Annotated in this window: 13 protein-coding genes; 10 read left to right on the top strand and 3 right to left on the bottom strand. The window is 71.2% G+C overall.

From position 1 onward, the window contains the following. The coding region (locus tag ACFW2E_RS29480; RefSeq protein ID WP_384470114.1) for an aminotransferase class I/II-fold pyridoxal phosphate-dependent enzyme at positions 1-750 on the top strand (750 nt) is incomplete at its 5' end. Positions 751-806: 56 nt separating this feature from the next. Here the strand turns inward: ACFW2E_RS29480 and ACFW2E_RS29475 are convergent. Then, positions 807-1,736: a DMT family transporter gene (locus tag ACFW2E_RS29475; RefSeq protein WP_384470113.1), complete on the bottom strand. Its 930-nt coding sequence runs from the start codon at positions 1,734-1,736 to the stop codon at positions 807-809. A gap of 74 nt (positions 1,737-1,810) precedes the next feature. Here ACFW2E_RS29475 and ACFW2E_RS29470 point away from each other — a divergent pair, with 74 nt between their 5' ends. Next, positions 1,811-2,713 (top strand): LysR family transcriptional regulator, encoded by a 903-nt coding sequence (locus ACFW2E_RS29470; protein ID WP_384470112.1) that lies wholly within the window; start codon positions 1,811-1,813, stop codon positions 2,711-2,713. Positions 2,714-2,719: 6 nt separating this feature from the next. Here the strand turns inward: ACFW2E_RS29470 and ACFW2E_RS29465 are convergent, their stop codons facing one another. Beyond that, on the bottom strand, positions 2,720-3,187 hold the full coding sequence (locus ACFW2E_RS29465) for a pyridoxamine 5'-phosphate oxidase family protein (RefSeq protein WP_384470111.1): 468 nt from the start codon (positions 3,185-3,187) through the stop codon (positions 2,720-2,722). 158 nt (positions 3,188-3,345) lie between these two features. Between ACFW2E_RS29465 and ACFW2E_RS29460 the strand changes: the two genes are divergently transcribed. Then, the gene (locus ACFW2E_RS29460; RefSeq protein WP_384470110.1) at positions 3,346-3,990 is read left to right on the top strand and encodes a cysteine hydrolase; all 645 of its coding nucleotides are present in this window, start codon (positions 3,346-3,348) and stop codon (positions 3,988-3,990) included. Positions 3,991-3,993: 3 nt separating this feature from the next. Here ACFW2E_RS29460 and ACFW2E_RS29455 read toward each other — a convergent pair whose 3' ends face one another. Beyond that, positions 3,994-4,521, bottom strand: a complete 528-nt coding sequence (locus ACFW2E_RS29455; protein ID WP_384470109.1) for a Rieske (2Fe-2S) protein — start codon at positions 4,519-4,521, stop codon at positions 3,994-3,996. Positions 4,522-4,697: 176 nt separating this feature from the next. Here ACFW2E_RS29455 and ACFW2E_RS29450 point away from each other — a divergent pair, with 176 nt between their 5' ends. From ACFW2E_RS29450 to ACFW2E_RS29420, 7 genes are all read left to right on the top strand, one after another. Continuing rightward, on the top strand, positions 4,698-5,462 hold the full coding sequence (locus tag ACFW2E_RS29450; protein ID WP_384470108.1) for a HipA family kinase: 765 nt from the start codon (positions 4,698-4,700) through the stop codon (positions 5,460-5,462). Beyond that, on the top strand, positions 5,459-5,908 hold the full coding sequence (locus ACFW2E_RS29445; RefSeq protein WP_384470107.1) for a DUF3037 domain-containing protein: 450 nt from the start codon (positions 5,459-5,461) through the stop codon (positions 5,906-5,908). Before ACFW2E_RS29450 ends, ACFW2E_RS29445 begins: the two co-directional genes overlap by 4 nt. 125 nt (positions 5,909-6,033) lie before the next feature. Further along, positions 6,034-6,795, top strand: a complete 762-nt coding sequence (gene fabG / locus ACFW2E_RS29440) for a 3-oxoacyl-ACP reductase FabG (protein ID WP_384470106.1) — start codon at positions 6,034-6,036, stop codon at positions 6,793-6,795. Positions 6,796-6,815: 20 nt separating this feature from the next. Beyond that, on the top strand, positions 6,816-7,577 hold the full coding sequence (locus ACFW2E_RS29435; RefSeq protein ID WP_384470105.1) for an SDR family oxidoreductase: 762 nt from the start codon (positions 6,816-6,818) through the stop codon (positions 7,575-7,577). 210 nt (positions 7,578-7,787) lie between these two features. Next, positions 7,788-9,362 carry an ABC transporter substrate-binding protein gene (locus tag ACFW2E_RS29430; protein WP_384470104.1) on the top strand — a complete coding sequence of 525 codons (1,575 nt, stop codon included), beginning with the start codon at positions 7,788-7,790 and terminating at the stop codon, positions 9,360-9,362. Positions 9,363-9,461: 99 nt separating this feature from the next. Further along, on the top strand, positions 9,462-10,145 hold the full coding sequence (locus ACFW2E_RS29425; RefSeq protein WP_384470103.1) for a uracil-DNA glycosylase: 684 nt from the start codon (positions 9,462-9,464) through the stop codon (positions 10,143-10,145). A 122-nt stretch (positions 10,146-10,267) separates the two neighbouring features. Beyond that, the gene (locus ACFW2E_RS29420) at positions 10,268-10,780 is read left to right on the top strand and encodes a hypothetical protein (RefSeq protein WP_384470102.1); all 513 of its coding nucleotides are present in this window, start codon (positions 10,268-10,270) and stop codon (positions 10,778-10,780) included. Positions 10,781-11,234: the final 454 nt, after the last annotated feature.

Here is an 11,234-nt window from a genome sequence, read left to right as displayed (position 1 = left end):
GCACTGGGCCTGCGCACCGTCCCCGTGGGGGTCGACGACGAGGGCCCGCGCCCCGAGGACCTGCGCGCCGCGCTCGGCTCCGGTGCTCGCGCCCTGATCGTCACGGACCGCGCGCAGAACCCCACCGGCGCCTCGGTGAGCGCCACGCGCGCGCGTGCCCTGCGCGCCGTCCTGAGCGAGTACCCGCAGACGCTGCTGATCGAGGACGACCACGGCCACGGCATCGTCGACCTGCCGCCGCGCCCCCTTGCCGGGGTCACCCGGCACTGGGCCTTCGTCCGCTCCGTCGCCAAGGCGTACGGCCCCGACCTGCGCCTGGCCGTCCTCGCCGGGGACCCCGTCACGGTCGACCGGGTGCGGGGAAGACAGCGGCTGGGGCCGGGTTGGGTGAGCCTTCTGCTGCAACGCGCGGTGGTCCGGATGTGGACGGACGGCGCGGTGGACGGTCCGGCGGTGGCGGCGGCGTACCGCAGCCGCCGGGACCTGCTGATCACCGCGCTCGCGGACCGAGGAGTCGCCGCGCACGGCCGCAGCGGCATGAACGTCTGGATCCCCGTCCCGGACGAGACCGGCGTGGTCGCCCGCCTTCTGCACGCGGGCTGGGCCGTCTCCGCCGGTGCCCGCTTCCGCCTGAGCGCTCCGCCCGGGATCCGCATCACCGTCTCGACGCTGACGCCGGAGGAGACGGGTCCCCTGGCGGAAGCGGTGGCGGCGGCGGTCGGCCCGGCACCGGTCAGGACCTATGTGTAGCCGAGGCCGACCGGCCTCGGAGGGACCGCAGGGGCGCGATCCCGCACCCCAACCCCTCAGGCGCTCCGCCGAACCTGGGTGAGAGCCGCCCCCGCGAGTACGATCACCGCTCCCACGGGAGTGGTCCAGTGGAGCGTCTCGCCCAGGATCGCCACGCCCGCAGCCGTGGCGATGACCGGGATGAAGTAGGTGACCATCTGGGCCGTGGTGGGACCGACCTCGGCGACGAGCCCGTACTGGAGGAGGACGGCCAGCCCGGTGCCGAGCGCGCCCAGCGCGGCGATCGCGAGCAGCGGAACGGGGGAGAAGCGGGCCGGGAGCGAGGTGAACAGCGGTGTCACGACGGCGAGCTGCACCGTGGCCAGCAGCAGTTGCGCGCCGGTCATCGACAGGTGCGAGTGGCCCGACCCGGCCAGCGTGCGGCGGACGTAGATCCAGCCGACCGGGTAGCTGAGGGAGGCCAGCAGGGCCATCGCGGTACCCGTGGCGTCCAGGCCGCTGAAGCCCTGCCAGGCGCCCAGCACCGTCAGCACCCCGAGGAAGCCGAGGCCGAGGCCGGCGAAACGGACCCGCGTCGGACGGTCCTCCGAGAGGGCGACCAGCGACAGCGCCATGCCCCACAGCGGGGAGGTGGCGTTGCAGATGCCCGCCAGCGTCGACGGGATGGTCAGCTCCGAGTAGGCGAAGAGCGAGAAGGGCAGGGCGTTCAGCAGGAACGCGGCGACCGCCAGATGACCCCAGGTACGCGCCCCGCGCGGAAGCCGCTCCCGCTTCACCGCCATCGCCGCCGCGAGCACCGCCGTGCCGAAGACCAGCCGCCCCAGGGTGACCTGGAAGGGGGCGTATGCCTCCGTACCGACCTTGATGAGCAGGAAACTGAAGCCCCAGATCAGGGACAGGGCGCCGAAGCGGAGGCGCCAGTCGAGGCGGGCGCGCGGGCGCAGGGAGGGGCGGACCCGGGCGCGGGCGGTGGTGACGGTGGTCATGGCTACAACGATGCAACAGCCAACCACGTAGCACAATCGAGACTTTCCACGGGATACCTCGTAGCATTGCTTACATGTTGAACCTGGAGCGCCTGCGGACCCTCGACGCCCTCGCCCGGCACGGCTCGGTGAGCCGCGCCGCCGAGGCCCTGCACGTCACCACGTCGGCGGTCTCGCAGCAGATGGGCAAGCTGGAGCGGGAAGTGGGGCAGCAGCTCCTCGCCAAGAACGGGCGCGGTGTGCGCCTCACGGACGCGGGGCGGCTGCTCTCGGAGCACGCGGCGCGGATCCTGTCCCAGGCCGAACTGGCCCAGTCCGATCTGGAGGCGCACCGCGGGCAGGTCGTCGGTGAGCTGCGGCTGTCCGCCTTCCCGACCGCCGCCCGCGGCCTGTTCCCCACCGCGCTCGCGTCCCTGCGGACCTGTCACCCGGCCCTGCGGGTGCGCTCGAGCGAGCTGGAACCGGAGAACGGCATCGCCGGCGTCGTACGTGGCGACCTCGATCTCGCCGTCGTCCTCGACTGGTACAACAAGCCGATGCCGGTCCCGGACGGACTCGTGAAGGCGTCCCTCCTCGACGACCCCGCCGATGTGGCGATGCCGGCCGGCCACCGGCTCGCGGACCGGGACGAGGTGGACCTCGGGGAGTTCACCGAGGACGAGTGGATCACCTGGGGCGAGGGAGAGTTCTGCCACGAATGGCTGATGTTCACGCTGCGCTCGCGTGGCGTGGAGCCGATCGTCGGCCACCGTGCCGCCGAGACGCACACCCAACTGGGGCTGGTGGCAGCCGGGTTGGGGGTGTGCATCGCACCGCTGCTGGGGCGGCACCCGGTGCCCCCCGGTGTCGTCATGGTCCCGCTCAAGCAGCGCGTGCGCCGTCATGTGTACGTCGTCTGGCGTGCCGACGCCGACCGCCGCCCCTCGATCCGCGCGGCCGTCGAGGCACTGCGGGCGGCGGCCGCCGACGTCGGCTGAACCGCCCTACGCGGAACCCAGCTTGCGGAAGTCCCAGGAGACGACCTTCCGCGGGGTCAGCCGGGCCCAGGCGTGCCGCCCGTCGTGCGGCATCTCGTCCAGGCCGAAGTTCTTGCGCGCGAACAGGGTCTCTGCGGTGTCGAGTTCGGCGCACAGCTCACCGGTGCGCGGCACCTCGCCCACGAACTCCACGGTTCCGGACAGCTCGACGCCGCGCAACTGGTCGTACTCCTCGCCCGAGTCCACCACGACCGCCACCCGCGGATCACGGCTCAGCTCCGCCCAGCGCTTGCTGCGCACCACCGAGTACAGCCACAGCGACCGGCCGTCCCAGGCGAACCACAGTGCGCTCACGTGCGGGACGCCGTCCGCGGACACGGTGGCGACCCGGCAGGTGCGCTGCGTGGTCAGGAATTCGTCCAGCTCGCCCGGCGTCATCATGATCTTCCGGCCCCGGCGCTGAGTGACGGTCATGCGGCCCCCTCTTCTCCCACGTCGTGCCAGAGGAGACGGTCCAGGTCTGTCGTCACCCAGATCCTCTGACATCACGTCAGAAAAGAATGAGTCGTCTTCCTTTCAGGCGCAATGGCCGTTAGTCTCGCCCGCCCCGCAGCCCGGCGAAAGGGTGCCTCATGGCGTCGCACGAAGAGCTCGGCGAACTCCTCGACCCCGCGAGCACCGTCCTGCTCACCGTGGAGTGCCAGCAGGGTGTCGTCGGCCCCGACAGCGCGTTGCCCGAACTCGCCCGGGAGGCCCGTGCCTCGGGCGCCCTCGGCAACATCGCGCGGCTGGTCGCCGCCGCCCACGACAGCGGGCTCCAGGTGATCCACGCCGTCGCCGAACGCCGCCCGGACGGCCGGGGCGCCAACCGCAACGCCCGGCTGTTCCGCGCCGCCGAACGGCTCCCCGTCCAGCAGTTGTCGGGCACCACCGCGGTGCGCGTCGCCGCCCCGATCGAGGTCGCCGAGGACGATTTCGTCGTACGGCGGCTGCACGGGCTCTCGCCCATCCAGGGCACCGACGTCGACGCGCTGCTGCGCAACCTCGGCTGCCGCACACTCGTCGTCACGGGCGTCTCGGCCAACGTGGCCGTGCCCAACGCGGTGTTCGACGCGGTGAACCGCGGCTACACCGTCGTCGTGCCGCGCGACGCCATCGCGGGAGTGCCCTCGGACTACACTCCCGCGATGATCCGCAACACCCTCACGCTGGTCGCCACGGTCGCGACCACGGACGAGGTGCTCGGCTGCCTCAAGCTTCCGCGCCGGCGGGCCTGACGCTCAGGTCAGCTTGATCTCGCCGCCGGACACGGTGATCTTCGCGGCGGCGAGCGGCTGGGTCGCGGGACCCCGCTTCACGCTTCCGTCCGCGGCGGAGAAGTGGCTGTTGTGGCACGGACAGACGATGACACCGTCGGCGACACTGCCCACCGCGCACCCCGCGTGGGTGCACTTGGCGGAGAACGCCTTGTACTGGCCGGCCGTCGGCTGTGTGACCACCACGCCCTGGGCCTTGAAGATCTTGCCGCCGCCCTCCGGGATGTCCGAGGTCTTGGCGAGCGCGGTGCCGCCGGCCGCGGCGTTGTCGCCGCCGCCGGAGCCCGCGGTGCCCGAGCCGGTGTCCTGAGTGCCGGTGGAACCGGTCGAACCCGCGGTGCCGGAGGAACCGGACACGCTGGAGGAGGAGTTCGAGGAGTCGTCGCCCGATCCGCCGGCGGTCAGCGCGGCGGCGAGGCCCGCCGCTCCGGCCGCCGCCACGACGGTACGGCGGGCCGGTCCCGCTACGGGCTTGGGCGATGCGCTGGTCATGTGGACAGTCCCTTCCGCGGAGCCTTCTTGGTGATCTGTCCAGGGGTACGGTCTGCGGGCACCACCTGTTCAGACGGTGTCGAGATCCTGACACCTGCGGCATCGGACGGCCATGGGCCGGAGCTGTCGTTCCGCTGCCGGCCGACGGCCCGCCGACTCCCCAGTAACCTGGGGCGATGCTCAAGGAAGTCATCGCGACCCGCTACATCACGCCCCTGCGTGAGGGCGGCTCGCTGCCGGGGCTCGTCGAGGCCGACGACTTCGGAACGTACGTCATGAAGTTCACCGGCGCGGGGCAGGGCCGCAAGACCCTGGTGGCCGAGGTCGTCTGCGGGGAGCTCGCCCGCCGCCTGGGCTTGCGGGTGCCCCGCCTCGTGACGATGGAGCTGGACCCGGTGCTGGGGCTCGGCGAGCCCGACCAGCAGGTGCAGGAGCTGCTGAGGTCCAGCGGTGGCACCAACCTCGGCATGGACTTCCTCTCCGGCGCCCTGGGCTTCGACCCGCTCGCCTTCGCGGTGAGCCCTCAGGAGGCCGGACGGATCGTCTGGTTCGATGCGCTGGTCAACAACGTCGACCGGTCCTGGCGCAACCCGAACCTGCTGATGCACCGGGGCGAACTGTGGCTCATCGACCACGGCGCGACCATGATCTGGCACCACAACTGGCCCGGCGCCGAGGCCTCCGCCGCCCGGCCCTACGACGCCTCGGACCACGCGCTCGTCCGTTTCGGCCCCGATGTCGCGGGCGCCGCCGCCGAACTGGCGCACCTGGTCACCGAGGACCTCCTGGCCGAGGTGACCGCCGAGATCCCGGACGCCTGGCTGGCCGGTGAGCGCGGCTTCGACGGACCGGACGACCTCCGGCGGGCATACGCGCGGCCCCTGCTCGCACGGGCCGCCGTGATCCACGAGCGCGTCACCGGCATCGAGGGGGACAAGTGAGCCAACACCACATCCACATGGCCGGTCATGTGGTCGAGCGCCACATCACCAGGGCGGGTCAGGGCGGCGGCCGGGACGTCTTCGAGTACGCCCTGCTGCGGGTCGTGCCCCGGGTCGAGCGGGGCGAGTGCATCAACGCGGGCGTGGTCGTCTACTGCCGTGCCCGGTCCTACGTCGGCGCCCGCGTCCACCTCGACGAGGCCAGGCTGCTGGCCCTCGACCCGGACGCGGACGTGGCGGGTGTGCGGGCCGCGCTCGGGGCCGTCGAGGACGTGTGCGGCGGCGGGGCGGAGGCGGGACAGGCGGCCCGGGACGACGCCGGACGGCGCTTCCGCTGGCTGATCGCGCCGCGCTCCACGGTCGTGCAGCCCGGACCCGTCCACACGGGGCTCACCACGGATCCGGCGGCCGAGGCGGAGCGGTTGCTGGGCCTTCTGGTGAGGTAATGGATCACATGCACCCGGTGTGGCGTTGACACCGGGTGCCAGGGCTTCTAGCGTCACGTCTGCTGAAGGTACTAAGCGGTCGCTCACCGCGGCTGGGGAATTCTCGAGGGCGAGGAGAAGCAGCAATGTCCACCACTGACCAGCGGGTCGCCATCGTCACCGGCGGGGCCCGCGGCATCGGCGCCGCCACCGCCGTACGACTGGCCGCCGAGGGGCGTGCCGTCGCGGTCATCGACCTCGACGAGGCCGCCTGCAAGGACACCGTGGAGCAGATCACCGCGGCCGGCGGCCGGGCGGTCGCGGTCGGCGCGGACGTCTCCGACGAGGCGCAGGTCGAGGCGGCCGTCGCCCGCGTCGTCGAGGAGCTCGGCGCGCCGACGATCCTCGTCAACAACGCCGGTGTGCTCCGCGACAACCTGCTGTTCAAGATGACGGCCTCCGACTGGGACACCGTCCTGAACGTGCACCTGCGCGGCTCGTTCCTGATGACCAAGGCCGTCCAGAAGCACATGGTGGACGCGGGCTTCGGCCGTGTCGTCAACCTGTCCTCGTCCTCCGCGCTCGGCAACCGCGGCCAGGCCAACTACTCCGCCGCCAAGGCCGGTCTGCAGGGCTTCACCAAGACCCTCGCCATCGAGCTCGGCAAGTTCGGCATCACCGCCAACGCCGTCGCCCCCGGCTTCATCGCCACCGAGATGACCAAGGCCACCGCCGAGCGGGTCAAGATGGGCTTCGAGGAGTTCAAGGCAGCCGCGGCCACCCAGATCCCGGTGCAGCGCGTCGGCGAGCCGGAGGACATCGCCAACGCGATCGCTTTCTTCACGGGCGAGGCGGCCGGCTTCGTCTCCGGCCAGGTGCTGTACGTCGCCGGCGGACCGCTCAACTGAGGACCCTGGGGAACACGGACATGACTGAACTGCCTGAACTCTCCGGCAAGGTCGCCCTCGTCACGGGCGCCAGCCGCGGCATCGGCTACGGTGTCGCCGAGGCGCTGGTCGCCCGCGGCGACCGCGTGGTCATCACCGGCCGCAACGAGGACGCGCTCAAGGAGGCCGTCGACAGGCTCGGCGCCGAGCGGGTCGTCGGCGTGGCCGGCAAGGCGCACGACCTGACCCATCAGGCCGAGGCCGTCGAGCGTGCCATGGAGGCCTTCGGCCGCCTCGACTTCCTGGTCAACAACGCGGGCACGAACCCGGTGTTCGGGCCCATCGCCGACCTCGACCTGGACGTCGCGCGCAAGGTGTTCGAGACCAACGTGATCTCGGCGCGCGGCCTCGCCCAGAAGACCTGGCACGCCTGGCAGAAGGACAACGGCGGAGCGATCGTCAACATCGCCTCGATCGCGGGCCTCGCGCCCTCGCCGTTCATCGGCGCGTACGGCGTCAGCAAGGCGGCGATGATCAACCTCACCCAGCAGCTGGCGCACGAGTTCGCGCCCCGGGTGCGGGTCAACGCGATCGCCCCGGCCGTGGTGAAGACCAAGTTCGCCCAAGCCCTGTACGAGGGCCGCGAGGCGGAGGCCGCGTCGGCCTACCCGCTCGCCCGGCTCGGCGTGCCCTCCGACATCGGCGGCGCCGCCGCCTTCCTCACCTCGGAGCAGTCCGCCTGGATCACCGGGCAGACGCTCGTCGTCGACGGCGGCCTCTTCCTGAACGCCGGGGTGGCCTGACCCCTCGTCCGGACGTAACGATAGGGCGCACATGGGCGCCGTTTCCTTGACGGAAGCGGCGCCTTTGTCGTGCCGGAACAGGGGTTCGCAGGCATGACAACGTCGTCATGCACAGGGCGATCAAGACCCATGTACGAAGCAGGTTCACCCGGCGTGTCACTGCGGTATGGTCTGCCGACCCTTGGTATGGCCGATCGAGGAGTGTGCGCGTTGTTCAACCGGAACCGATGCCTGCAGAAAGTGGCGGCGGTTGCGTCCATATCCCTGGTGGCCGGATGCGGCGTCTTCTCCGACGGTGACCAGGACAGCGGCGGACCGATCGTGGTCGGCACCACCAGCGCTCCCAGCACCCTGGATCCAGCCGCTTCCTGGGACCAGTCCTGGGAGCTCTTCCGCAACATCTACCAGACCCTGCTCAGCTACCCCGACGGCGCGACCACGCCGGAGCCGGACGCGGCCGAGAGCTGCAAGTTCACGGAGTCGAACACCGTCTACACGTGCAAGCTTCGCCCGGATCTGACCTTCTCCAACGGCGACAAGCTGGACGCGCATGCCGTCAAGTACTCGATCGACCGCATCGAGAAGATCAACGTCAGCACCGGCCCCGCGGGCCTGCTGGGCAGCCTCGACCGGGTCCAGGTGCTCGGCGACGACGAGGTCGCCTTCCACCTGAACAAGCCCGACGCCACCTTCCCGTTCGTGCTGGCCACGCCCGGCATGTCGATCGTGGACCCCGAGCAGTACCCGAAGGACGCGCTGCGCAAGGACGGCAAGGTGCTCGGGTCCGGGCCGTACAACCTGCAGTCCTACCAGGAGGGCAAGCAGGCCGTGCTGGTCGGCAACAAGAAGTACAAGGGCTCCGCAGAGCGCAGAAACGATGCGGTGACCATCCGCTACTACCAGGACTCGCGCTCGCTGGCCAACGACCTGCGTGACAAGAAGCTCGACATCACCTTCCGCGGCCTGGCCGCCGACGACGTCATCTCCTTCCAGGCCCACGACTCCAAGGACATCGACCTCATCGACGGACCGAGCAACGAGATCGAGTACCTGGTGTTCAACCCGAAGGACCCGTGGGCCGCAAAGACGGCCGTGCGCAGGGCCATCGCCCAGATCATCAACCGGAGCGAGATCGCGCACCGGATCTACAAGGACACCGTCGAACCGCTGTACTCCATGGTCCCGGCCGGTCTGACCGGGCACACCACCGTCTACTTCGACGACTTCGGCGACCCAAGCGTCAGCAAGGCCACGAAGATCCTCAGGGCGGCCGGCATCACCCAGAAGGTGCCGCTCACCCTCTGGTACACCACCGACCGCTACGGCTCGGCGACCGCCAAGGAGTTCCAGGAGATCAAGCGGCAGCTGGAGGCCTCCGGCCTGTTCACCATCACCCTGCAGGGCCGCCCCTGGAACAAGTACGTGACGGGCTACCAGAAGGGCGAGTACCCGGTGTTCGGGCGCGGCTGGTCCCCCGACTTCCCCGACGCCGACAACTTCATCGCGCCGTTCGTCGGCAAGCAGAACGCCGTCGGCACGCCCTACCCCGCGCCCACGATCACCGACGACCTGCTGCCCCGCTCCCGCCGCCAGAGCGATCGTGCCCTGGTGGTGAAGGAGTTCAGGCAGGCGCAGGCGATCCTGGCGGACGACGTGCGGCTGCTGCCGCTGTGGCAGGGCAAGCAGTACCTGGCCACGAGCGTCGACATCTCCGGTGCGGGGCGGTCGCTCGACCCGTCGGCGATCATGATGGTCTGGGAGCTGTACCGGAAGACCAGCTGGTAGCCGCCGCGTTCATCGGGACGGGAGCCGGTTGTCAGTGGGCGCCTGTAGGTTCGGAGAACGCACCACCTGCAAGTGACCGCACACCGTGAGGACGTTGACGTGACCGACACCGCCATGCTGCCCGAAACCTGGCGCGGGGTTCTGGGCGACGAACTGCAGCAGCCCTACTTCAAGGAGCTGACCGAGTTCGTCGAGGAGGAGCGGGCGAAGGGTCCCGTCTACCCGCCGCGCGAAGAGGTCTTCGCCGCGCTGGACGCCACGCCGTACGAGAAGGTCAAGGTCCTGATCCTCGGCCAGGACCCGTACCACGGCGAGGGCCAGGGACACGGCCTGTGCTTCTCGGTCCGCCCCGGGGTGAAGACCCCGCCCTCCCTGCGCAACATCTACAAGGAGATGAAGGAGGAGCTCGGCACGCCGATCCCGGACAACGGCTATCTGATGCCGTGGGCCCAGCAGGGCGTCCTGCTGCTCAACGCGGTCCTCACCGTGCGCTCCGGCGAGGCCAACTCGCACAAGGGCAAGGGCTGGGAGAAGTTCACGGACGCGGTGATCCGCGCGGTGGCCGACCGGCCCGACCCGGCGGTCTTCGTCCTGTGGGGGAACTACGCGCAGAAGAAGCTGCCCCTGATCGACGACACCCGGCACGTGGTGGTCAAGGGCGCCCACCCCTCGCCGCTGTCCGCGAAGAAGTTCTTCGGCTCCCGACCGTTCACGCAGATCAACGAGGCGATCGCCGCGCAGGGCCACGAGCCGGTGGACTGGACGATCCCGAACCTGGGCTGACCGCCGCGCGGGCGGCCCCGTGCCGTACGCGGGGCCGCCTGACGGGGATCGCCGGTGCCGCCGGTTAGCGTCGGGAGGGACAGCCGACTGGGCCTGTCTCTCGGATCAGCCTGGAGGACGCGGTGGCGGAGCGGCAGGAGCAGACGGCACCGGACGCCGTGCTCACCCGGATCGGGCAGGTCGTCATGCTGCACCACGGCGGGGACCGCGAGGAGGCCAGACGCCGGCTGCTGGACCTGTGGGCGGAGGTCGGGCAGGACGGGGACCCGGTGCACCGCTGCACACTGGCCCACTACCTGGCCGACACCCAGGACGACCCCTCGGACGAACTGGCCTGGGACCTGCGGGCGTTGTCGGCGGCGGAGGAACTCGCGGCCGACGGCGAGGGCCCGACGGCGCTGCACAGCTTCTACCCCTCCCTGCACCTGAACCTCGCCACCGACTACGTGAAACTGGGCCACTCCGAGGCCGCCCGCATCCATCTGCGCCGGGCCCGCGGAGCTGCCGTGACACTCACCGACGACAGCTACGGGGACGGGGTCAGGGCGGCGATCATCCGGCTGGAGCTGCGGCTCGGTGAGGCGGACCCGCCGGGGGGAGACCCGTGGGGTCCGGTCCGTCGTCGGCCGACGTAGTCAATGTCCGTACGTGCGCCCGCAGATCAGGGCCTCGGGGCTGTCCGGCCGCCAGCCGCCGTATTTCCTGCCCAGCGCGCACACGTCGGGCGCCTCGGGCATGGACCGGGGTACATCCGGGATCACGACCGGCGCCTGGACCCGGGGCTCGCGGTGCGGCTGAGGACGGGGACGGACGCGGGCCGAGGGGGCCCGGTCGGGCGCCGGCCGGGGCGCGGCAGAAGGCGGCGCGGGGACGTCGGGGTGTCGCGCCCGCCGGGGCGGGCCGACCATCTCCAGCGCCTCCCGCGCCGGCGCCTGTACGGCCCTCGGCCGCGTGCTGTCGTCCGGCCGGGGAACCGAGGCCTGAGACGGTGCCCCTCCCGGCGGTGGGCCCGGGGCCACCGGCCGCGGGGCCCTCACACATCCGGCGATGGGCGAGACGGCCACCGTGGCCCCGAGCGGTGGGGTGGGA

The sequence above is a fragment of the Streptomyces sp. NPDC058964 genome (genome assembly GCF_042741275.1).
Taxonomy (GTDB): Bacteria; Actinomycetota; Actinomycetes; order Streptomycetales; family Streptomycetaceae; genus Streptomyces.
Note: the sequence above shows the minus strand (reverse complement) of the source record. Positions and strands in the feature narration are given on the sequence as shown.

Coding starts and splice junctions, on each gene's coding strand:
- ACFW2E_RS29435 (WP_384470105.1), top strand. CDS start 6,816: ATGACTGAACTGCCTGAACTCTCCGGCAAGGTCGCCCTCGTCACGGGC.
- ACFW2E_RS29470 (WP_384470112.1), top strand. CDS start 1,811: ATGTTGAACCTGGAGCGCCTGCGGACCCTCGACGCCCTCGCCCGGCAC.
- ACFW2E_RS29460 (WP_384470110.1), top strand. CDS start 3,346: ATGGCGTCGCACGAAGAGCTCGGCGAACTCCTCGACCCCGCGAGCACC.
- fabG (WP_384470106.1), top strand. CDS start 6,034: ATGTCCACCACTGACCAGCGGGTCGCCATCGTCACCGGCGGGGCCCGC.
- ACFW2E_RS29455 (WP_384470109.1), bottom strand. CDS start 4,521: ATGACCAGCGCATCGCCCAAGCCCGTAGCGGGACCGGCCCGCCGTACC.
- ACFW2E_RS29450 (WP_384470108.1), top strand. CDS start 4,698: ATGCTCAAGGAAGTCATCGCGACCCGCTACATCACGCCCCTGCGTGAG.
- ACFW2E_RS29465 (WP_384470111.1), bottom strand. CDS start 3,187: ATGACCGTCACTCAGCGCCGGGGCCGGAAGATCATGATGACGCCGGGC.
- ACFW2E_RS29475 (WP_384470113.1), bottom strand. CDS start 1,736: ATGACCACCGTCACCACCGCCCGCGCCCGGGTCCGCCCCTCCCTGCGC.